General features: G+C 63.2%; 23 protein-coding genes. 15 read left to right on the forward strand and 8 right to left on the reverse strand.

Annotation, left to right across the window (positions count from 1 at the left end):
- Positions 1-12: 12 nt before the first annotated feature.
- Positions 13-612 carry a L,D-transpeptidase gene (locus C7G61_RS26495; RefSeq protein WP_108519616.1) on the forward strand — a complete coding sequence of 200 codons (600 nt, stop codon included), beginning with the start codon at positions 13-15 and terminating at the stop codon, positions 610-612.
- A 53-nt stretch (positions 613-665) separates the two neighbouring features.
- The gene (locus C7G61_RS26500) at positions 666-1,706 is read left to right on the forward strand and encodes an amino acid ABC transporter substrate-binding protein (protein ID WP_108519617.1); all 1,041 of its coding nucleotides are present in this window, start codon (positions 666-668) and stop codon (positions 1,704-1,706) included.
- A gap of 124 nt (positions 1,707-1,830) precedes the next feature.
- Here the strand turns inward: C7G61_RS26500 and C7G61_RS26505 are convergent, their stop codons facing one another.
- Positions 1,831-2,970 (reverse strand): acyl-CoA dehydrogenase family protein, encoded by a 1,140-nt coding sequence (locus C7G61_RS26505; RefSeq protein WP_108519618.1) that lies wholly within the window; start codon positions 2,968-2,970, stop codon positions 1,831-1,833.
- Between the two features lie 170 nt (positions 2,971-3,140).
- Positions 3,141-4,325, reverse strand: coding sequence for an acyl-CoA dehydrogenase family protein (locus C7G61_RS26510; RefSeq protein WP_108519619.1), 1,185 nt, complete (start codon positions 4,323-4,325; stop codon positions 3,141-3,143).
- A gap of 161 nt (positions 4,326-4,486) precedes the next feature.
- Between C7G61_RS26510 and C7G61_RS26515 the strand changes: the two genes are divergently transcribed.
- Together C7G61_RS26515 and C7G61_RS26520 are read left to right on the forward strand one after the other, a co-directional pair.
- Positions 4,487-5,032 carry a carboxymuconolactone decarboxylase family protein gene (locus C7G61_RS26515; RefSeq protein WP_108519620.1) on the forward strand — a complete coding sequence of 182 codons (546 nt, stop codon included), beginning with the start codon at positions 4,487-4,489 and terminating at the stop codon, positions 5,030-5,032.
- A gap of 49 nt (positions 5,033-5,081) precedes the next feature.
- Positions 5,082-5,576: a VOC family protein gene (locus C7G61_RS26520; RefSeq protein WP_108519621.1), complete on the forward strand. Its 495-nt coding sequence runs from the start codon at positions 5,082-5,084 to the stop codon at positions 5,574-5,576.
- Between the two features lie 79 nt (positions 5,577-5,655).
- Here C7G61_RS26520 and C7G61_RS26525 read toward each other — a convergent pair whose 3' ends face one another.
- From C7G61_RS26525 to C7G61_RS26535, 3 genes are all read right to left on the reverse strand, one after another.
- Positions 5,656-6,882, reverse strand: coding sequence for an MFS transporter (locus tag C7G61_RS26525; protein WP_108519622.1), 1,227 nt, complete (start codon positions 6,880-6,882; stop codon positions 5,656-5,658).
- A 176-nt stretch (positions 6,883-7,058) separates the two neighbouring features.
- Positions 7,059-7,421 (reverse strand): nuclear transport factor 2 family protein, encoded by a 363-nt coding sequence (locus C7G61_RS26530; protein ID WP_108519686.1) that lies wholly within the window; start codon positions 7,419-7,421, stop codon positions 7,059-7,061.
- A gap of 26 nt (positions 7,422-7,447) precedes the next feature.
- Positions 7,448-8,695, reverse strand: a complete 1,248-nt coding sequence (locus C7G61_RS26535; protein WP_108519623.1) for an MFS transporter — start codon at positions 8,693-8,695, stop codon at positions 7,448-7,450.
- A 213-nt stretch (positions 8,696-8,908) separates the two neighbouring features.
- Here C7G61_RS26535 and C7G61_RS26540 point away from each other — a divergent pair, with 213 nt between their 5' ends.
- On the forward strand, positions 8,909-10,975 hold the full coding sequence (locus tag C7G61_RS26540; RefSeq protein WP_108519687.1) for a prolyl oligopeptidase family serine peptidase: 2,067 nt from the start codon (positions 8,909-8,911) through the stop codon (positions 10,973-10,975).
- A gap of 87 nt (positions 10,976-11,062) precedes the next feature.
- On the opposite strand, the gene C7G61_RS26545 is transcribed toward C7G61_RS26540, so the two are convergent.
- Complete coding sequence (locus C7G61_RS26545; protein WP_108519624.1) at positions 11,063-11,557, reverse strand: type II toxin-antitoxin system HicB family antitoxin; 495 nt, start codon at positions 11,555-11,557, stop codon at positions 11,063-11,065.
- A 179-nt stretch (positions 11,558-11,736) separates the two neighbouring features.
- On the opposite strand from C7G61_RS26545, the gene C7G61_RS26550 reads away from it, so the two are divergent.
- Positions 11,737-12,174: a hypothetical protein gene (locus tag C7G61_RS26550; protein ID WP_338026114.1), complete on the forward strand. Its 438-nt coding sequence runs from the start codon at positions 11,737-11,739 to the stop codon at positions 12,172-12,174.
- A 5-nt stretch (positions 12,175-12,179) separates the two neighbouring features.
- Here C7G61_RS26550 and C7G61_RS26555 read toward each other — a convergent pair whose 3' ends face one another.
- Positions 12,180-12,866, reverse strand: a complete 687-nt coding sequence (locus tag C7G61_RS26555) for a DUF938 domain-containing protein (protein WP_108519625.1) — start codon at positions 12,864-12,866, stop codon at positions 12,180-12,182.
- 46 nt (positions 12,867-12,912) lie between these two features.
- Positions 12,913-13,278, reverse strand: a complete 366-nt coding sequence (locus C7G61_RS26560; RefSeq protein WP_108519626.1) for an ArsR/SmtB family transcription factor — start codon at positions 13,276-13,278, stop codon at positions 12,913-12,915.
- Between the two features lie 255 nt (positions 13,279-13,533).
- Here C7G61_RS26560 and soxC point away from each other — a divergent pair, with 255 nt between their 5' ends.
- From soxC to C7G61_RS26605, 9 genes are all read left to right on the forward strand, one after another.
- The gene (soxC, locus tag C7G61_RS26565) at positions 13,534-14,742 is read left to right on the forward strand and encodes a sulfite dehydrogenase (protein ID WP_244608475.1); all 1,209 of its coding nucleotides are present in this window, start codon (positions 13,534-13,536) and stop codon (positions 14,740-14,742) included.
- Positions 14,726-15,397 (forward strand): c-type cytochrome, encoded by a 672-nt coding sequence (locus C7G61_RS26570; protein WP_108519628.1) that lies wholly within the window; start codon positions 14,726-14,728, stop codon positions 15,395-15,397. The genes soxC and C7G61_RS26570 overlap by 17 nt, the downstream gene beginning before the upstream one ends.
- Before the next feature lie 95 nt (positions 15,398-15,492).
- Positions 15,493-15,816 carry a sulfur oxidation c-type cytochrome SoxX gene (gene soxX, locus C7G61_RS26575; protein WP_244608476.1) on the forward strand — a complete coding sequence of 108 codons (324 nt, stop codon included), beginning with the start codon at positions 15,493-15,495 and terminating at the stop codon, positions 15,814-15,816.
- Between the two features lie 60 nt (positions 15,817-15,876).
- A complete protein-coding gene (gene soxY / locus C7G61_RS26580; RefSeq protein ID WP_108519689.1) occupies positions 15,877-16,365 on the forward strand; it encodes a thiosulfate oxidation carrier protein SoxY in 489 nt (162 codons plus the stop codon).
- 73 nt (positions 16,366-16,438) lie between these two features.
- The gene (gene soxZ / locus C7G61_RS26585) at positions 16,439-16,750 is read left to right on the forward strand and encodes a thiosulfate oxidation carrier complex protein SoxZ (protein ID WP_108519629.1); all 312 of its coding nucleotides are present in this window, start codon (positions 16,439-16,441) and stop codon (positions 16,748-16,750) included.
- Positions 16,747-17,613, forward strand: a complete 867-nt coding sequence (gene soxA / locus C7G61_RS26590) for a sulfur oxidation c-type cytochrome SoxA (protein ID WP_108519630.1) — start codon at positions 16,747-16,749, stop codon at positions 17,611-17,613. The genes soxZ and soxA overlap by 4 nt, the downstream gene beginning before the upstream one ends.
- 8 nt (positions 17,614-17,621) lie before the next feature.
- Positions 17,622-17,927 carry a hypothetical protein gene (locus C7G61_RS26595; RefSeq protein WP_108519690.1) on the forward strand — a complete coding sequence of 102 codons (306 nt, stop codon included), beginning with the start codon at positions 17,622-17,624 and terminating at the stop codon, positions 17,925-17,927.
- Positions 17,928-18,011: 84 nt separating this feature from the next.
- The gene (soxB, locus tag C7G61_RS26600; RefSeq protein WP_108519631.1) at positions 18,012-19,760 is read left to right on the forward strand and encodes a thiosulfohydrolase SoxB; all 1,749 of its coding nucleotides are present in this window, start codon (positions 18,012-18,014) and stop codon (positions 19,758-19,760) included.
- Positions 19,757-20,218 (forward strand): DsrE family protein, encoded by a 462-nt coding sequence (locus C7G61_RS26605; protein WP_190241992.1) that lies wholly within the window; start codon positions 19,757-19,759, stop codon positions 20,216-20,218. The genes soxB and C7G61_RS26605 overlap by 4 nt, the downstream gene beginning before the upstream one ends.
- Positions 20,219-20,248 lie beyond the last annotated feature (30 nt).

Here is a 20,248-nt window from a genome sequence, read left to right on the forward strand (position 1 = left end):
GAGAGTTCTTCGATGACTAAATTTCGGCACCTGATCTGGATGGTGATTGCTGCAGGCGGTCTGGTCCTTTCGGCCCCGCTGAGCCAGGCGCAGACGCGGCAGCCCGACGTCGGCGACCAGCCGGGGCTTATCGCTGACGAGTCCGTCGAACTCGATCCGCAGTTCAAGAAGACCGCGGTGCTCTATCGCACCAACGAAGCTCCGGGCACCATCATCGTCGTCACGGCCGAGCGCCATCTTTATCTCATTCAGGGCAACGGCCGCGCGCTGCGCTATGGCATCGGCGTCGGTCGCGAGGGATTTCAGTGGCAGGGCCTGGTCAACATCACGCGCAAGGCGGAATGGCCGGACTGGACGCCGCCGCCGGAGATGATCGCGCGCCAGCCCTATCTGCCGCGCTTCATGGCCGGTGGCCCCGGCAATCCGCTCGGCGCGCGCGCGATGTATCTCGGCACCACCGTCTACCGCATCCACGGCACCAACCGGCCCGACACCATCGGTACCGCCGTCTCCTCCGGCTGCTTCCGGCTGGTCAACGCCGACGTCGCCGACCTCTATGAGCGTGTGCCGGTCGGCACCAAGGTCATCATCCGGCAAAAGCCGGAACTGTAATTGCGACACGGCCTCTCCTGCCGATCCATTCCCTGAAATTAGTGAGTTTAAAAATGCTACGGACATTTCGAGGCGGCCTCCTCATCGGGCTGGCGGTCGCAATCGCGATCGCGGCTATCGCAATCACCTATGAGCGTTACGACACCAAGACCTTGAAGCGGACCGTCCGTCGCGGCGACGTGCTGTGCGGCGTCAACAAGGGCCTGCCGGGCTTCTCGATTCCCGACGACAAGGGCGACTGGACCGGCTTCGACGTCGACTTCTGCCGCGCAGTGGCCGCGGCGATCTTCGACGATCCCAAGAAGGCGAAATTCGTAGCCCTCGACGCCAACGAGCGTTTCAAGGAACTGCAGAGCCGCAAGGTCGACATTCTCTCCCGCAACACGACCTGGAGCATGTCGCGCGAGAGCAACAACTACCTCTATTTCCCGGCGGTGGCCTTTTATGACGGCCAGGGCTTCATGCTGCCGCGCTCGCGCAACATCGATTCAGCGCTGGACCTCAATAACAGCAAGGTTTGCGTGCAGGAGGGGACAACGACGCTGCTCAACCTCGCCGACTACTTCCGCGCCAACAACATGAAATACACGGAGATGAAATTTCCCAAGCTGGAAGACGTGCTCAAGGCCTATGAGGGCGGCAAGTGCGACACCTTCACCGCCGACGTCTCCCAGCTCTATGCACTCCGGTTGAACCTTACCCAACCGAACGACAACGTCATCCTGCCCGACGTCATCTCCAAGGAGCCGCTCGCCCCCGTGGTACGGCAGCGCGACGACGACTGGATGATGATCGTGAAGTGGACGCTGTACGCCATGATCAACGCCGAAGAACTCGGCGTCACCTCGAAGAACATCGACGAGGCGCTGAAGTCGAAGAAGCCCGACGTCATGCGGCTGGTCGGCACCGAAGGCAGTTACGGCGAAGACCTCGGACTGTCCAAGGACTGGGCCGCCCGGATCATCCGCCATGTCGGCAATTACGGCGAGATCTATGACCGCAATGTCGGCGAAGGATCGAAGCTGAAGATCCCGCGCGGGCTGAATTCGCTGTGGAGCAACGGTGGCATCCAGTACGCCCCGCCGATACGGTAACGGCCGCAAAAGCCGTCATTCCGGGGCGCGCTTAGCGCGAACCCGGAATCTCGAGATTCCCCGATGCGCAATTGCGCATCTGAGGTCTGGTCCTTCGGACCATCCCGGAATGACGGCGTAGCTCTCAATAACTCTTCATCCGCGCCAACTGATCGGCGTGGTAGTTGCTGTCGCCGAACAATTCCTGGCAGACCCGCGCGCGCTTCATGAAGAAGCCGATGTCGAACTGGTCGGTCATCCCCATGCCGCCGTGCATCTGCACGCCCTCCTGCACCGCCAGCGTTGCCGTCGTCCCGGCGCGGGCCTTTGCGACCGCGACCGCCGCGCTTGCGCGATCGAAATCGCCGTCAAGCGTCTGCAGCGCCTTCAGGACGGCGGCGCGGGTGATCTCGATATCGATGTAGAGCTGGGCTGCGCGGTGCTGCAGCGCCTGGAATTCGCCGATCAATTTGCCGAACTGCTTGCGCTCCTTCAGATAGCTAACGGTGCGGCTGAACACCTCCTCGCTCAAGCCCACCATTTCGGAAGCGACCGCGCCACGGCCGATATTGAGCACGCCGTCCAGCAGCGCCGCACCCTGGTCGACTTCGCCGAGCACATGATCCGCGTCGACCTCGACATTGGCGAATTCGATTCGCGCGGCGTTGTGCGCATCGACCATCACGGTGCGTTCGATCGCGACGCCCTTGGCCTTGGGATCGACCAGGAACAGCGTCAGCCCGCTGCGCTCGCCGGCAGCGCCGCCGGTGCGGCCAGCGACGATCAGGAGATCGGCGGTGTGGCCGTCGACCACAAGCGCCTTGGCGCCGCTGAGCTTGAAACCGTTGCCGGAACGCACCGCCTGCAATTTGATCTGCAGCGGACGGTGCTTGGCGCCTTCATCAACGGCGAGCGCGGCCAGCAGCGACCCGTCGGCGATGTCAGGCAGATGCGCCGATTTCTGCGCCTCGCTGCCGCCGCGCGACAACGCGGAGACCGCCAGCACCGCCGTTGACAAGAACGGCGACGGCATCAGCGTGCGGCCGATTTCCTCCATCACCACGCCGGCCTCGACACAGCCAAGCCCGCTGCCGCCGAAATTTTCAGGCACCAGTAGGCCGGAAAAGCCCATCTCGGCAAACGCCTCCCAGAGGTCGCGGGAAAAGCCCGTTGCGTCCTGGCTGTCGCGCAGACCGCGCAGATGCGACACCGGCGCCTTGTCGCTGATAAGGCCGCGCGCGCTGTCGCGCAGCATGGATTGTTCTTCGGTGAGGACGAGGGGCATGAGAGAGTTCCGTGTCAGAAGTGAATTAAGCTATTTCGTCGTCCCTGCGAAAGCAGGGACCCATACGCCGCGGCGCCTCGAGTATGATTGGTGCTAGCGTCACAATACTCAGACAGCGGTGGTTATGGGTCCCTGCTTTCGCAGGGACGACGAGAGAGAAAGCCTGGGCGCTACGCCCCCGGCAGGTCGAGGATGCGCTTGGCGACGATGCCGAGCATTACCTCGCTGGTGCCGCCTTCGATCGAGTTGGCCTTGGTGCGCAGCCAAGCGCGCGGGCGGGCGCCGCCTCTGGAGCGCTCGCTTTCCCATTCCAGCGCATCGATGCCGCCAGCCGACATCAGGATTTCGTGGCGGCGCTTGTTGAGTTCGGTGCCGTAATATTTCATCGCCGAGGAAAACGCCGGATGCGACTGCCCGGCCTTGGCGAGATCAACGGCGCGCTCGGCAACGGCCGCAAACGCCGCCTCGTCGATGTCGAACGCGGCGATCTGGCCGCGCAGCATGGCATCATCGAGCTGGCCGGAATCATCACTACCGACGGAGTCGGCGGCGACCTGCCCAAGCGGACGGCCGATACCGCGCTCGCCAGTACCTGATATCATCGCTCGCTCGTGCTGCAGCAGATATTTTGCAACATCCCAGCCGCGGTTGACCTGGCCCACCACGTGCGATTTCGGCACGCGGACATTGTCGAAGAAGGTTTCACAGAACGGCGAATAACCTGAGATCAGGAGAATGGGTTTTGTCGAAACACCCTTTGAGGCCATGTCGAACAGGATAAAACTGATGCCGTCGTGCTTCTTCGCCGCGGGATCGGTCCGCACCAGGCAGAAGATCCAGTCGGCGTAATTCGCATATGACGTCCATATCTTCTGGCCGTTGATGATGTAGTCGTCGCCGTCGCTCTCGGCGCGGGTCTGCAGCGAGGCGAGGTCCGATCCGGCATTCGGCTCGGAATAGCCCTGGCACCAGCGGATCAGGCCCGCGGCGATTTTTGGCAGATGCTCCTTCTTCTGCGCCTCGTTGCCGTACTTCAGCAGCGCCGGCCCGAGCATCCAGATGCCAAAACTCGACAGCGGCGACCGCGCGCCCATCGCCGACATTTCCTCGCGCAGCACCTTGTGCTCGGCGCGATCGAGCCCTCCGCCGCCATATTCCTTCGGCCAGTCCGGCACGGTCCAGCCCTTGTCGCGCATCCGCTCGAACCAGATGCGCTGCGGCTCGGACGAGAACTTTGCGTTGCGCCCGCCCCAATAGGTGTCGTTCTCCGAGGTCATCGGACGGCGCATCTCCGGCGGGCAATTTGCCTCCAGCCAGGCGCGGGTTTCACGGCGGAATGTTTCCAGATCGGACATGATGGCGTTTCCATGTGGGATATTTGCGTCGACCTTAGCCGTCGCATGGCGGAATTCAATATATGTCTGACATCAGCCCATGCGGCAGGGGGCGGTGGTCATGATGCCCGATCGGGTGTATGCGCAAAGCCGTACCGATTGAAAAACAAGAGGAAACGGGCATGCGGTTGAAGTTGCTTTCGCCTGGCGAAATGAGCGCCGAACAAAAAGAAACCTACGACGAAGCGGTATCCGGCAAGCGCGGCGCCCCGCCGGCGCCGATGATGGCCTGGCTCAACAGCCCGGACATGGCGCGGCACGCCACGCGGCTCGGCGAACAACTCCGTTTCAACACGATCTTTCCCGCAAAGCTTTCCGAGATCGCGATTCTCGTCACCGCCCGGCACTGGACCTCGCATTACGAATGGTATGCGCATAAGCGGCTGGCGCTGAAGGGCGGCATGGACCCGAAGATCATCGAGGATATCCGCGACCGCCGCACGCCTGTGTTCGACGATCCGAAGGGGCAGATGATCTACGACGTTGCCAAGTCGCTGCATGAGGGCAAAGGCGTCTCCAAGTCGCTATACGACGAGGCCGTGAAGGTGCTCACCGAACGCGGGATCGTCGAGGTGATCGGGCTGTGCGGCTATTACACCATGGTGTCGATGACGCTGAACACGTTCGAGTTCGGGCTGCCGGAGGGAGAGGCCTCCGACCTTGCGTGATGAGAATCCGCGATTACGTGTCCCGGACGCGGTGCAAAGCGGAGACAACATGCCCCAGAACCCACCCATCATTGCCGGCACAAGGATCGGGCATGTCCATCTCAAGGTCGCCGACCTCGAACGCGCGCTGGGCTTTTATTGCGGCGTGCTCGGCTTCGAGGTGATGCAACGGATGGGCGCCAGCGCGGCGTTCATTTCGGCGGGTGGCTATCACCATCACATCGGGCTCAACACCTGGGAAAGCAAAGGCGGCCATCCGCCGCCGCCTGATGCCACCGGGCTGTTTCACACCGCCATTCTCTATCCCACCCGCCCGGCGCTGGCGGATGCGCTGTATCGCGTGATCCAGGCCGGCATCGAGCTTGACGGCGCCAGCGACCACGGCGTCAGCGAGGCGCTGTATTTGCGCGATCCCGACCAGAACGGCGTCGAGCTCTACCGCGACCGGCCGCAGGAGGACTGGCCCCGCGCGCCGGACGGCTCGCTCGCGATGTTCACGAAACGGCTGGATCTGGAGGATTTGCTCAGGCAGCGTGAGGCGTGAGCCTGTAGCCCGGATGGAGCGAAGCGAAATCCGGGGTGCCTCAGCCACCGGCCCCGGATTTCGCTTCGCTCCATCCGGGCTACGCTTTCTTTGCGCGCCCGCGGATCATGATCAGCACCGCCGCCGTCAGCTCCACCGCGATGCAGCCGTAGAACGGCAGCGTATAGCTTCCCGAGAGATCGCGCAGCAGGCCGACCACGCCGGGGCCGAACGCGTAGGTGATCTGGTTGATCGCCGTGATCAAACTGACCAGCACGCCGAACGAACGCGGGTCGAATTCGCGCTGCACGATTAGCGCCGGCACCGTGATCAGATTGCCGACCGAAAACCCGAACAGCGCGCAGGCCGCGATCAGCGCGTAATCATGATGCACGTTGATGACGATGACGAGCGCGACCGCCTGGCTGACAAAGGAGAGCGAGGACGCCAGCCGCTGGTTCATCCGGTCGATCACGAAGGAAAACAGCACGCGGCCGACCACCGCCATCGCCGTCAACAGCGCCATCGCAATCGCCGCCTGCTGCCGCCCGATCACCGAATCCAGAAACGCGATCAGATGCACGATGAAGCCGACCTGCGCGAACAGCACCAGCGCGAACGCCGCTGACACCGAGAGGAAGCCGACATCGCGAAAGGCGCGCGCGCGAATTTGAGTCGGCGACGGCGCGTCGGCAGCGTCGATCGCGCCCGCGCCCGAATGAGCCGGCGGCCGTCCGACGGACAGCAGGATCACCGGCACCATCAGCGCGACCATCACCACCGCCGAGGCGGTCATCGCGCCGGAGAAACCAAAATAGCCGATCGCGGTGATCAGCAACGGCACACCGACGATGCCGCCGAAGCTCGCGCCGTTCAGCGCCAGGCTGATCGCCATGCCGCGCTTCTTGTCGAACCAGAGGCCCAGCACGTTGGTGATGATGCCGAGGCTGGTGCCGGCCCAGCCAAAGGCGAGCACGGCATTGGCCAGGTAAAGCTGCCAGGGTTCGCGCACCTGGCCGATCGAGATCGCGGCGGCGGCCATCGCCAACGTTCCCGCGATCAGGCAATTGCGCGGGCCGAACGCCTTGATGGCTTCGCTGACGAACGCGACTAGCGCGGCGCCGAACAGATAGAAGAACGTCGTGCCGGACGAGATCAGCGACGCCGGCCAGCCGTACAGCCGCTGCAATTCGGCGACATAGACGCTTTGGCCATAGAAGCCGAGCCCCCAGCCGAACGTCGCCAGCAGGAAACAGACAACGACGATGCGCCAGCCGTCGTAGCGGATCGAGGTTTCGTCGCGAGGGGTGTAGTTGAGGGCGTCCAACTTCTTTCTCTACTTTCGCTCCGTCATGGCCGGGCTTGTCCCGGCCATCCACGTCTTAATGTCCATCAGCAAGTAAAGACGTGGATGCCCGGGACAAGCCTGGGCATGACGATAACTACTAGCAGAGTCATAAGGGCCATCAATTCGACGGACGCCGAACTGTCAGCAGATGGCAACTAGGTTGCCGGCTTCGACGGATCGTAGAAAAACCGCTCGCGAAAGACTCTGTCGCCGCGCCATTCCTGCAGCGCGACTTCGTCGAATTTGCCGGTCTTGCCGGAATGATAATCGAACTCGAAAACCCAGTTGATCGCGACGCGATCGCCCTCGACGACCGAGGCAACGCAAGTCGACGTCACGCTCTTGACGCGTTCCAGCACCGCGCGCTCATGCGCGACCAGGACGTCGCGACCGACCCGCGGCGGCGCCGCGTTCTCCTGCATGCTGGCGTCCTCGGTATAGAAACGCTCGATCGCTCCGGCGTGGTCGCCGGAGACGACGGCTGCAATGAACTCATCGAGACGGGCGCGCGTCGGCATGGAGCCTCCTGCAATCAAATTGAAGATCAAATACTCGGATCAAGAATTTCGTCGACCGCCTGCAGCCTCGCCCGCCGCTTGGCGAACGAGGCCAGAAACAGCACCGCAAGGCCGAGCAGCACCGGCGGGAACACCACCATGTTTACCATCGACCAGCCGTAATGCGCCAGCAACTGGCCGGACGAGAACGAGCCCAGCGCCATCATTCCGAACACCAGGAAATCGTTGAAGGCCTGCACCTTATTGCGCTCCTGCGGCCGATGCGTTTCCAGCACCAGCGCCGACGCGCCGATAAAGGCGAAGTTCCAACCCACCCCGAGCACGATCAGCGTCGCCCAAAAGTGCATCGCGGTGATGCCGGCAAGGCCGATCCCCGCGGCGACGGCTTCCAGCAGCAGGCCGAGCGCCACGATCCTTTGCGCGCCGAAACGCGCGATCAGCGAGCCCGTGAAGAAGCTCGGCCCATACATCGCCACGATGTGCCACTGGATGCCGAAATTGGAATCGCTCACCGTGAGACCGCACATCTTCATGGCGAGCGGCGCCGAGGTCATCACGAGGTTCATCATGGGGTAGGCGATCACCCCGCACATCGCGGCGGCAATGAAGCGCGGCTGCCGCGCGATCGTCCACAGCGGCCGGCCGCCATGCAGATCCGACGGCGCCGGCTTTGGCGCATCGACGCCCCACAGCACCGCCATCGCCACCAGCGCGACAAAGGCCTGCGCCAGGAAAGAGAAGGCAAACAGATAAGGCGGCCAGATATCCATGGTCCATTGCACGAGCTGCGGACCGAGCACGCCGGCGAACACGCCGCCCGCCATCACCCACGACACGGCCTTGGGCCGGAACGCTGTGCTGGCGCCGTCGGCGGCGGCGAAACGATAGGATTGCGCGACCGCGCCGTAGAGACCGCCGAGAAACGTCGCGCCGCAAAACAGCCAGAACGAGGCATACAGGACAGCGATGGCGGCGAGCGCGCCGGTCAGCACGCCGCAGAACGTGCCGATGATGAAAGCCGTGCGGCGGCCATAGGCGCGCGAGATCGCGCCGGTCGGCAGCGTGCCGGCGGCGAGCCCCAGCACATACATCGAGAGCGGCACGGTGGCGAACGAGATGTTCGGCGCCAGCGTCGCGCCGACGATCGAGCCGGTGGCGAAAATGACCGCCGAATTGGCGCCGGTCAGCGCCTGCGCCGCGGCGAGCCGCAGCACGTTGCCGCGCGCACGCGCGTCATTGGCGATCTCTTCGGTAGCTGTAGTGGTATCCAACATCGGCAATTCCGCTCCGCAGGCCCCGCGGAGAGCCTTGTCGATTCATTGCGGGGCACTATGAAGACGCTGGGCGATGCGATCAACCAGCGCAAACGGGCGCGCGCTATGCGAAGCGCGCGCATTGGACAGGACACCGGCAACAGCCTACATCGGGGGTCGCCCGATCATGCCCTATTGCGGTACAAGCGACCGGCATTTCCTGGAGTTCAAGCCATGCCAATCGACGACAGGCCGACCATCGCCGCGCCCGACGATGATCCCTATCTCTGGCTCGAGGAAGTCGAGGGCGAACGCGCGCTTGATTTCGTCGACCGGCAAAGCCGGCTGACGCTGGAAACCTTCGGCGGCCGACCATTCGAGACTGATCGCGATGCGCTTGCGGCGATCTATGATCGCACCGACAACATTCCCTATGTCACGCGCCAGGGCGCGCTCGTCTACAATCTCTGGAAGGATGCCAAAAATCCGCGCGGCCTCTGGCGGCGCACGACGCTTGCAGATTTTCGCAACGTGGAGCCGGGCTGGGAGACGCTGCTGGACATCGACCGCCTCGCCACAGAAGAAGACAAGGATTGGCTGCTCAACTGGACGCAGCCGCTGCCGGGCAACTCACGCGTGATAACAGCCCTTTCGCGGGGAGGCAGTGACGCGGTAACGCTGCGGGAATTCGATCTGGATGCCAAAGCTTTCGTCGCAAACGGATTCACCCTGCCGGAAGCCAAGAGCGGCGTCGAATGGGTCAACGCCGACACATTGCTACTTTCGAGCGCGTTGGGCGAGGGCATGGCGACAAATTCCGGCTATGCGAGAACGGTCCGGCTGTGGCGCCGCGGCGAGCCCGTGGAAAGAGCGCCGGTACTGTTCGAAGTGCCGGCCGACCGGATGGCCGCGTACTGCAGCGTTGACGACACCGGGCCAACGCAGCGGATGTGGTTCATCGATCGAATCGATTTCTTCAATCTCAATCTCTGGCTCGGCACCGAGGCCGGTCCACGCACGAAACTCGACCTGCCGACCGATATCTGGTTGGAAGCACATCAGGACTGGCTGGCCGTGAAATTGCGCGGCGCCTGGACGGTCGCGGGCAAGAGCTATGCGCCCGACAGCGTGCTTGGCATCTCGCTCTCGGCCTTTCTGGCGGGCGAGCGAAACTTCACCGTCGTTTTCGAGCCGGAGCCACGGCGGGCGCTACAAGGCTTTTTCTGGACGGCCGACAAACTCGTGTTGTCTGTTCTCGACGAGTTGCGCCCGGTGTTCGAAATCTGCACGCCGTCGGCAAGCGGCTGGGCGCGCGCGCAACTACGGGGGCTTCCCGAAATCGGCGTGGTCGATGTCTGGCGTCTCGACCGTCACGAAGCCGAGAGCAACGGCGACCTGCTCGCCAATGTGCAAGATCCCGTAACGCCGCCTTCGCTGCTGCTGATCGAAGGCACAGCCAGTCCCGCTGTATTGAAGCGGGCGCCGAAGACCTTTGCCGCCGACGGACTTGTGGTCACCCGCCATGAGGCGATTTCGGTGGACGGCGAGCGCATTCCCTATGTGCAGACCGGCCCCGCCACCGAGACCGGCGATGCACCGCTCTATATGAGCGCCTATGGCGGCTTCGGCGCTGCGGTGAAACCATATTACAATTCCGCGCTCGGCAAGCTCTGGCTGGAGCGCGGCGGCACCACGGTGCAGGCCAATATCCGCGGCGGCGGCGAGTTCGGTACGCGCTGGCACGATGCCGGCCGTTACGCCGGAAAGCGGCTGGCGCATGATGATTTCGCGGCTGTTGCCGCCGACCTCGTCAAGCGCGGCGTGACGCGCGCCAACCGAATTGCCGCCGAAGGCGGATCGAACGGCGGCATCCTGATCACCAACATGCTGGTGCGCTACCCCGAAAGATTCGGCGCGCTGTTCTGCACGATTCCCCTGATCGACATGCGCCGTTACACCAAGCTGCTCGCGGGCGCGAGCTGGATCGCGGAATATGGCGATCCCGACAAGCCCGCGGAGTGGGAGTGGCTGAAAACCTATTCCGCCTATCACGCTGCAACACCGGGCCAGAACTACCCGCCGATCCTGATCGCCACCACGCGCCGCGACGACCGCGTTCATCCCGGCCACGCCCGCAAGATGGCGGCCAAGCTGCAAGCGATGGGATACGAAGCCCATTTCTACGAACCGGCGGCCGGCGGTCACGGCTACGGCAAGGACAACCGCGAACGCGCCGGGTTCATCGCACTCGGCTACACATTCCTGAGGAACAAGATCGGCTGGGCGGATAACGCCGTGTAGTGTTTCGCTTTTGGGCCGAAGCGCGGGCCAGCGCACCGCAGCCCTCTCGCGCGCGGACAGCAGATTACGCCGCGCGAAAACCCGCCTTCACGGCCGCTTCTTGCCCGATCGCTTCTCGGCTCGCACCGCACCGGTCTTGTGGACCTTCGAGCGAGGATCCGTGACGCCGGCGCGCGGGAGATGTGGGCTCCAATCAAGCGCAATCGTAGCTGCGAAGCCGAAGAAGCTGGAGCGGCTCATGCCAAGCTCCGTGGCGCGCTTGTCGATCCGCGTAATCAGGCTCTTCGGCAAATAGACGTTCACCCGCTCGGACGGATCGGGCGGATCGACCCCGACGATGAAGTAGGCGACGACGTCGGCGCCCTTGGGCAACGCGATCTGCGCGATCGGCGTCGGCGCCGGCAGCGGCCTGCCCTGCTCTGCCATGCCGTCCACGGCTCGCGCCAGCGCACCCTCCGCTTTCTCGATCGCCTCCTCCTGCGACCGCCCGCCGGCCACGCAGCCCGGAAAATCGGGAAACCATGCGCCGAGCGCACCGCGCGGACCGCGCTCCAGCACGGCCGGATAGAGCCGCTTTTTCAATCTGGCCTCCTTACGATGAGTGTGCTATTTAACACACAGATTGGTGTGTCAAATCACACAAGGCTGATAGCATGGGCCGGGATGGAGAGCAAAATGGACACGCAAGTCTCGTCGGGCCGTCAGGGCGGGTAACGGGAATCGAATATGATGGGAGCCTCGCCGCGCGCGCCTGAGCCAGCCTGGCGCCCTATGCAAATGTCGCGGTGATTGAAGGCGACGGCACGCAGGTGCCGTTCGATGCCGCCGATGTCATCTATGTCAATGCCGGCTGCACGCAGCCAGCGGCACGCTGGCTCGATGGTCTTGCCGATGGCGGCCGCCTGATCATGCCGATGACGTCGGATCAGGGATTTGGCGGGGTTGCGCGGGAGCGCTTCGCGAGTGCCGGCGCAGTGTTCCGAGTTGAGCGAAGAGCCGCGAACTATCTGGCACAGTGGATTTCGCCAGTTGCGATATTCCCCTGCGCCGGCGGTCGCGACGAGGCGTCCGAACAAGCGCTTGCTGAAGCCTTCGCCCGTGGCGGCTGGCAAAAGATCACACGGCTGTACCGCGATCAGGACGTTCCCGACGAGCGCTGCTGGCTTCGCGGACCGGGGTGGTGTCTCGCCTATCATTGAGGCGTTTACGCAGACGCGGCCGATCGCTCGAAGCCCAAAATCAGATTGTTGGCCGGCATTGGCACGGTCTCGACCAGGGCAAGGCCCACGCCAGCAGCGAGCTTCTCGAGATCGGCGATGTCGCGCACGCCCCATTCGGCGTCCTGCTGACGAAGGCTGGTGTCGAACACAGCGTTACTCATCGCGGTGTGCTTGCCGTCGCGCTTGAAGGGGCCGTAAAGAAACAACCGGCCGTCGGCGCGCAGATATCGCCCCGCGCCGGCGAACAGGCCCTCGGCGACGCGCCATGGCGCGATGTGGATCACATTGGCGCAGAACACCGCCAGCAATTCCGCCGGACCGCTGCCGTCTTGCATGGCCGAAGACCAGGCGGGATCGGTGAGATCGATCCGCTGCGGCGGTCGAATGTTGGGCAGGCCGGCATAAGCGCGCCACGCCTCGATGCTCTTCAGATGCCGCTCGTTGAGATCGCTCGGCCACCAGATGATGCCGGGGGTGTGTTTTGCAAAATGCACGACATGCTGGCCGGTGCCGCTGCCGGCCTCCAGCACGTCACCGGATTTGCCGGCGAGAAATTTCTGCAGCACCGCCCAGATCGGCTCATGATTGCGATGAAACGCCGCCGCATCGAGCCGGCCGTCCGGTTCGACCGGCCGTCCATCCTTGCCGAACTCCACCACATATTCGGCCATTATCGCCTCGCCTAAAAATCGTTGTGGGTCTGAAACGCGGGAAGTGTCACTTCAGTTCGCCGCAGTACATTTCCTTCAGCACCTGCAGCAGGCGTAGCGCGCGCTCATCGGCAACCCGATAATGCAGCGTCTGCGACGTCCGCCGGAATTCCACCAGGCCATCGGCGCGCAGTTTCGCTAAATGTTGCGACAATGCCGACTGGCTCAGCTTGACGATGCCGACGAGTTCCCCGACCGTCATCTCGCCGCGCACGGCCAGAAAGCAGAGGATCAGCAAGCGCTTTTCGTTGGCGAGCATTTTCAGGAGTTGGGCGGCTTCGCCGGCCTGCTTCGCCAGCTGCTTCAGCGCCACCGCGTCGTCGGCGCCGGGGGCCGATTGTGGCTCTTTGGCTGTCGCCGCGGCTGCTCTCATAGCGTCCAATCCGGGATGGTTTTCCGTGCCTGCGAAGCACACATGATATACTAACGTCCGAGCCTTTATTTAGCATTGACTAAATTAGCAAATGTCGATATCGGTTCAAAAAAAGCAAGAAATGATGCGGCGATGTGGCCGTGAGGGGAAGAAAACGTGCGGCCTGACCCGTTACGCAGCAAAGCTGTTCTCTCCGATCTCGCCGGCTCGGACGCGCCTTTGGGGCGGCGCAGCTTTCTCACGCTTGGCGCGGCGCTGACCGGCGGCCTTGCCCTTGGCGGCAACCCCGTAATCGCCGACCCCGCGCAGGAGGCTCCCCCCGCGGACGCCCCCTGGTCGCAATCGATCGGCGCAGGCGTGGTCGACCGGCCCTATGGCCGGCCTGCGGAAACCGAGGCCTCCGTCATCCGGCGCAACGTCCCCTGGCTCACCGCCAGCGCGGAATCGTCGGTGAGCTTTTCGCCGTTGCAGGATCTGCACGGCATCATCACACCCAATGGATTATTCTTCGAGCGCCACCATGCGGGACGGCCCGACATCGATCCGGCGCAGCACAAACTGATGATCCACGGGCTGGTCGAACGCCCGCTGCTGCTCACCATGAAGGACATCCTGCGCTTCCCGCAGATCACGCGCATCCATTTCATCGAATGCCCGGCCAATGGCGGCATGAACTGGCGCGCCGCGCAGATGAACTCACTGCAATTCAGCCACGGCATGGTCAGTTGCGCCGAATGGACCGGCGTCAGGCTGTCGACGCTGCTGGAGGAAGTCGGAATCAAGAAAGAAGCGAAGTGGGCGATGGTCGAAGGTGCCGACGGCGCGCATATGAACCGCAGCCTGCCGCTCGACAAATGTCTCGACGATTGTCTCGTGGTCTACGCGCAGAACGGCGAGGCGCTGCGCCCCGAACAGGGCTATCCGCTGCGGCTGGTGGTGCCGGGCTGGGAAGGCAACATCAACATCAAGTGGCTGCGCCGGATCAAGCTCGGCGACAAGCCCTGGCATTCGCGCGAGGAAACCTCAAAATACACTGACCTGATGCCGGACGGCACCTCGCGCGGCTTCACCTGGCTGATCGACGCCAAATCCGTGATCACCTTTCCCTGCCCGGAAAAGCCGCTCGATGGGCCCGGCCTCTATGAAATCAGGGGACTGGCATGGACCGGCAACGGCAAGATCAGGCGTGTCGACGTGTCCATGGACGGCGGCGTCAACTGGCAGACCGCACGGCTGCACGAGCCGGTGCTGTCGAAAGCGCTGACGAAATTCACCCTGCCCTGGCGCTGGGACGGCCGCCCGGCGCTGGTCGCATCCCGCGTCATCGACGAGACCGGTTACGTGCAACCGACCATTGCGGAGCTGCGAAAGCAGCGCGGCTCGAACTCGGTCTATCACAACAATTCGATCCAGACCTGGCAGGTCAAACCTGACGGAAGCGTCTTCAATGTACAGCTCGCGTAAGATTTGCCTGGCGATGGTGGCCATCCTGCTTACGGCCGGAAGCCTTGCAGGCGCGGCAGAGCCTGGCTCGTTCGGTTACGGCAGCGTAGCGACGCCGGCGCAGATCGCCGGATGGGACATCGACGTGCGCGGCGAGGACGGAGCAGGCCTGCCGCCAGGCAAAGGTACGGTCGACCGGGGCGCCGACGTCTATGCCGAGCAATGCGCGGCCTGTCATGGAACCTTCGGCGAAGGCGAAGGCCGCTTCCCCAAGCTGGTGGGCGGCGTCGGATCGCTCCGGGACGAGCGCCCGGAGCCGACGGTCGGCAGCTACTGGCCGTTCGCCCCGACCCTATGGGACTATATTAACCGCGCCATGCCGATGGCTGCGCCGCACACATTGTCAGCGGATGACGTTTATGCTTTGACCGCCTATATTCTGAGCCTGAACGACCTCGTTCCCAATGAATTCGTTGCCGATCGCAACAGCTTGCCGAAAGTCAAAATGCGCAATCGCGACAATTTCATCTGGACCGACCCGCGCCCCGATACGATGGCAAAGCCCTGCATGAATAATTGCGTCAACGCCGCCGATGTCAGGCTATCGTCGACAGCGGAAGGCAGAGACCTGACGCCGCGCACGACCGGGCCGCTTGATACGATGCAACCGAAATAGAAACGACGGAAACGCCTGTGACCGATCATTCCCTGACGGAATCCGCAAGACTTCTGGCGTCAAGACTTCTGGCGTTAAGGCTCCCGGCGCTCACGCTGACGCTGGTGATCGGCGCTTGCCTGTCGGCAGGCGCGGCGCATGCGCAGTCCGCCGCGGCCGAAGGCCAGAAGCTCGCCTTCGATCGCAGCAAGGGCAATTGCCTGACCTGCCACGTCATCAAGGGCGGCAACCTTCCAGGCTCTATCGGACCGGAACTGATCGACATCAAGAGCAAGTATCCCAATCGCGCAGATCTCGTCGCGATCGTTCACGATGAAACCGAGCGCAATCCCCTGACCGTGATGCCGCCATTCGGACGAAACCGGATTCTGACTCCAAAGGAAATCGAAGCGGTCGTTGATTTCCTGCAAACGCTGTGAAGCAAGACCAAGCGATTTAAGGCTGTGACGTGCGCGCGCACGCTTTAGGAGACGATGGACATGACTGACGTCGGATTTTCGGCCACGCGGCGGCTGATCCTGCAGGGTGCAGGCGCGGTCGCGCTCGTCGGACTCGGTAATCTTCCCTTTGGCCTGACGCCGGTGCTCGCCGCCGCCAACGACAAATATCCGGAAGAGGCGTTCAAGGCCAAGAACGAGGCCGACGCGATCAAGGCGCTCTACGGCAAGACGGCGGAGCCTTCGGACAAGGTCAAGATGGACGCGCCCGAAATCGCAGAGAACGGCGCGGTGGTTCCGATATCGGTGACGACGACGCTGCCGGACGTGACCTCGATCTCGTTCCTGGTCAGCGAAAATCCGGTCGCGCTGGTGGCGTCCTACAAGATTCCGGCCGGCACGCTTCCAAACGTCGCCAACCGCATCAAGATGGCGCGAACCAGCAACGTGATCGTGGTCGTGGAAGCCGGCGGCAAGCTCTACAGCGCCAACAAGGAAGTCAAGGTCACCGTCGGCGGTTGCGGCGGTTAGCGCATGATCCGGAAAAGTGGGCACCGGTTTTCCGACGAGATCATGCGCCAAATAATCAGCTAGGAGAATTCAGATGGCATCGACCATTCGCGTGCGCGCCACTTCGAGCGGCGAGACCACCGAGGTGCAGGCGCTGATCCAGCATCCGATGGATTCCGGCTTCATCAAGGATGCCAAGGGCGAGATCATTCCGCCGCATTTCATCCAGCAACTGACCTTCGAGTATGAAGGCAAGAACGTGTTCACCGCCGACTGGGGCGGTGGCGTGTCCAAGGATCCCTACGTCAAGTTCGCCTTCAAGGGCGGCAAGAAAGGCGACGAGCTGAAGATCAGCTGGGTCGACAACAAGGGCGCCACAGACACCACCACGGCGAAGATCCAATGAAGCTGCGATCCGCTATCTATCTGGCGTCCGCCGCGCTTGCCCTCGCAGCGCTGACGCTTGCGGGCAGCCTGCCCTCTGATGCTGCTGACAAGATCGACCCGGTCGCCGACGCCAAGGCGTTCCAGAAATTCTTCACCGACAAGTTTCCCAAGGTGAAGTTCGAGGATTTCGTCAACGGCCCCTATTCGATGAACGAGGACCTGCACCGGCAGTGGCAGGAGAAGGAGCAATTCCCGCCCTACGAATTCTCGCTCGAGATGGGCAAGGAAATGTTCTCCAAGCCGTTCAAGAACGGCAAGAGCTATGAAGATTGCTTCCCCAACAAGGGCATCGGCATCCGCCAGAACTATCCTTACTTCGATGAGAAGGAAGGCAAGGTCATAACGCTGGAGCTCGCACTGAACCGCTGCCGCGAGGCCAATGGCGAACCGCCGTACTCCTATGTGAAGGACGAAATGGCGGCGCTGACCGCCTACATGGCCTTCACTTCGCGCGGCAAGCCGATGGACATCAAGATCCCGAACGACCCCCGCGCGCTCGCGGCCTACGAGAACGGCAAGGAATATTTCTACACGCGACGCGGCCAGCTAAACTTCTCCTGCGCCACCTGCCACGTGCAGAGCCCGGGCGAGCGCATCCGCGCCGAAATCCTGGCGCCTGCGCTTGGCATCGTCAACGCGATGCCGATCTACCGTTCGGAATGGAGCGGCATGGGCACCACCAGCCGCCGCTTCACCACCTGCAACAGCCAGATCCGCGGCGTGCCGCTGAGCCCGCAGGATGACGAATACCGCAACGTCGAATACTACCTGTCCTATGTCAGCAACGGGCTGCCGATTTCAGGCCCGGGAGCGCGGCCATGAGGAACGTGATGCAGAAATCCGCGTTAATTCTGGCACTGCTTGCCGCGGGTGCGGCATCCGCGCTCGCCGCAGGCTCCGAGGACGACTTCAAGGCGGCTTACGCCGCCGCTGAAGCGGCCAACAAGGAGGCCGGCAAACTGCGCAACCAATGGACCACCACGGCGGCGACGCTGACGGCGGCGAAGAAGGCGGCGGACGCCGGCGATTTCGACAAGGCCACCGCATCGGCCAAGGAAGCCGAGGCCCTCGCGAAGGCTTCGATCTTCCAGGCCACCAGCGAGAAGACCCGCTGGAAGGACATGGAAATTCGCTAGAACATGATCCGGAAAAGTGGAAGCCGATTTTCTGCCAAGATCATGCTCAACAATTAAGAGTCTTTACGACGCGCGGAGACCCGCATGACCATCCGCCGCCGCGATTTCCTGACGCTAGCGGGCGCCGCCACCCTATCGGGCAGCCTGCCACGGTTGGCGCGCGGCGCCGAAAATGCGGGCGTTTACGATCTTGAGCGCTTCGGCAATGCGCGCATTCTGCACATCACCGATACCCATGCGCAGCTTCGGCCGGTGTTCTTCCGCGAGCCTGGCGTCAATATCGGCGTCGGACCGATGCGGGGCAATCCGCCGCATCTGGTCGGAAGGGCGTTTCTCGATCGCTTCGGCATCCGGCCCGACAGTGCCGACGCCTATGCTTTCACCTGCATCGAATTTGAAAAAGCCGCTGGGAGATTCGGCAAGCTCGGCGGCTTTGCGCATCTGAAAACCCTGGTCGACCGGATGCGCAGCGAGGCCGGCGCGGGGCGCGCGTTGCTGCTCGACGGCGGCGACCTCTGGCAGGGCAGCGGGCTTTCCAACACGCTGCAGGGCGCCGACATGGTCGACGCCGCCAACCTTCTCGGCATCGAGGCGATGACCGGCCATTGGGAATTCACCTATGGCGAAAAGACGCTGCGCGCCAACCTCGAACGCTTCAAGGGCGAATTCCTGGCGCAGAACGTCTTCCTCACCGAGGAAGCCGCCTTCAACGACGCCAAGGCGTTCGATCCGGCATCTGGCCGCGTGTTCAAGCCGTCCATCATCAAGGAAATCGGCGGGCGTCGCATCGCCGTAATCGGACAGGCGTTCCCCTACGTGCCGATCGCGCACCCGAAGCGTTTCACACCGGACTGGAAATTCGGCATCCGCGATGAAGAGCTGCAAAAGCTCGTCGATGTCAGTCGCAACACCGACAAGGTCGATGCCGTCATCCTGCTCTCGCATAACGGCATGGACGTCGACCTCAAGCTCGCCAGCCGCGTCACCGGCATCGACGTCATTCTCGGCGGCCATACCCATGACGCTGTGCCGCAGCCGATTGCCGTGACCAATGAAAGCGGCGTCACGCTCGTCACCAATGCCGGCTCGAACGGCAAGTTTCTGGCGGTGCTCGATCTCGAGGTCGGCAAGGGCAAGGTCAGCAATGTGCGATACCGGCTGCTGCCGGTGTTTTCGGAGTTGCTGAAGCCCGATCCGGCGATGCAGGCCCTGATCGACAAGATACGCGCGCCGCATGCGGCGACGCTGGATGAAAAGATCGCCGCCGCCGACCGCCTGCTCTATCGCCGCGGCAATTTCAGCGGCAGCATGGATCAACTGATCTGCGACGCACTGCTCGGCGAACTGAACGCCGAGATAGCGCTGTCGCCGGGCTTCCGCTGGGGCACTACGGCGCTCGCAGGCCAGCCGCTGACGATGGAGGACGTGATGGCGCAGACCGCCGTCACCTATCCGGAGACCTACATCCAGACCATGACCGGCGGCCAGATCAAGGACGTGCTGGAAGACATCTGCGACAATCTCTTCAACGCCGACCCCTATTACCAGCAGGGCGGCGACATGGTCCGCGTCGGCGGGCTCGCCTACACCTGCAGTCCGAACGAGAGCGTGGGCAAGCGGATTTCCGAACTCAAGCTCGACAACGGCCACGCGCTGGAAGCCGGCAAGCGCTACAAGGTGGCGGGGTGGGCCTCGGTCAACGAGCAGAGCGGCGCGCCGGTCTGGGACGTGGTCGCCAAACATCTGCGGTCGGGCAAGCCGCCCAACCGGTCGCCGCCTGGCGTCACGCTGAAAGGCGTCGAGGACAATCCGGGCATTGCGGGACAGGGATGACGGGTTTTTCGACCATCATGCGCACCATCGCCGCGGCGCTTCTGATCGCAGCCGCCGCGCCCGCCGCCCGCTCCCAGCAGGTGCCGCTGCAGGACAAGCCGTTCGCCGAGCACAGAATCGTGCTGCAGCTCTCCGACAACGACCCGCGCAAGCAGGGGCTCGTGCTCAGCGTCGCCAGCAATTTGATGAAGCATTACGACCCCGACAAGGTCGCGATCGAGGTCGTGGCGTTCGGTCCCGGTATCGAGCTGCTGCGCCCGGAAAATCCCAACCGCAAGATGGTCGAGAGCCTGGTGGCGCAGGGTGCGCGTTTCGACATCTGCCTCAACACGGTTGATACAATCGAACGCGAAGCCGGCAAGCGGCCGGAGTTCATTTCAGCAGCGACGCCGGTGCAGGTCGGCGTCGCGCAGATTCTGTTTCTGACGGAGAATGGGTATACGCTGGTGCGGCCGTGACTGCTTCCGCCGTCATTGCCGGCGGACAGA

The sequence above is a fragment of the Bradyrhizobium algeriense genome (genome assembly GCF_003062295.1).
GTDB classification, from domain to species: Bacteria; Pseudomonadota; Alphaproteobacteria; order Rhizobiales; family Xanthobacteraceae; genus Bradyrhizobium; species Bradyrhizobium algeriense.

Bases quoted from the DNA above. Each gene is read 5' to 3' on its own strand.
- C7G61_RS26595 (WP_108519690.1), top strand. From the start codon at position 17,622: ATGCAGAAATCCGCGTTAATTCTGGCACTGCTTGCCGCGGGTGCGGCA.
- soxA (WP_108519630.1), top strand. From the start codon at position 16,747: ATGAAGCTGCGATCCGCTATCTATCTGGCGTCCGCCGCGCTTGCCCTC.
- C7G61_RS26535 (WP_108519623.1), bottom strand. From the start codon at position 8,695: ATGTTGGATACCACTACAGCTACCGAAGAGATCGCCAATGACGCGCGT.
- C7G61_RS26540 (WP_108519687.1), top strand. From the start codon at position 8,909: ATGCCAATCGACGACAGGCCGACCATCGCCGCGCCCGACGATGATCCC.
- C7G61_RS26605 (WP_190241992.1), top strand. From the start codon at position 19,757: ATGACGGGTTTTTCGACCATCATGCGCACCATCGCCGCGGCGCTTCTG.
- soxB (WP_108519631.1), top strand. From the start codon at position 18,012: ATGACCATCCGCCGCCGCGATTTCCTGACGCTAGCGGGCGCCGCCACC.
- C7G61_RS26510 (WP_108519619.1), bottom strand. From the start codon at position 4,325: ATGTCCGATCTGGAAACATTCCGCCGTGAAACCCGCGCCTGGCTGGAG.
- C7G61_RS26505 (WP_108519618.1), bottom strand. From the start codon at position 2,970: ATGCCCCTCGTCCTCACCGAAGAACAATCCATGCTGCGCGACAGCGCG.
- C7G61_RS26495 (WP_108519616.1), top strand. From the start codon at position 13: ATGACTAAATTTCGGCACCTGATCTGGATGGTGATTGCTGCAGGCGGT.
- C7G61_RS26560 (WP_108519626.1), bottom strand. From the start codon at position 13,278: ATGAGAGCAGCCGCGGCGACAGCCAAAGAGCCACAATCGGCCCCCGGC.
- C7G61_RS26530 (WP_108519686.1), bottom strand. From the start codon at position 7,421: ATGCCGACGCGCGCCCGTCTCGATGAGTTCATTGCAGCCGTCGTCTCC.
- C7G61_RS26520 (WP_108519621.1), top strand. From the start codon at position 5,082: ATGCCCCAGAACCCACCCATCATTGCCGGCACAAGGATCGGGCATGTC.
- C7G61_RS26515 (WP_108519620.1), top strand. From the start codon at position 4,487: ATGCGGTTGAAGTTGCTTTCGCCTGGCGAAATGAGCGCCGAACAAAAA.
- soxZ (WP_108519629.1), top strand. From the start codon at position 16,439: ATGGCATCGACCATTCGCGTGCGCGCCACTTCGAGCGGCGAGACCACC.
- C7G61_RS26555 (WP_108519625.1), bottom strand. From the start codon at position 12,866: ATGGCCGAATATGTGGTGGAGTTCGGCAAGGATGGACGGCCGGTCGAA.
- soxY (WP_108519689.1), top strand. From the start codon at position 15,877: ATGACTGACGTCGGATTTTCGGCCACGCGGCGGCTGATCCTGCAGGGT.
- C7G61_RS26570 (WP_108519628.1), top strand. From the start codon at position 14,726: ATGTACAGCTCGCGTAAGATTTGCCTGGCGATGGTGGCCATCCTGCTT.
- C7G61_RS26500 (WP_108519617.1), top strand. From the start codon at position 666: ATGCTACGGACATTTCGAGGCGGCCTCCTCATCGGGCTGGCGGTCGCA.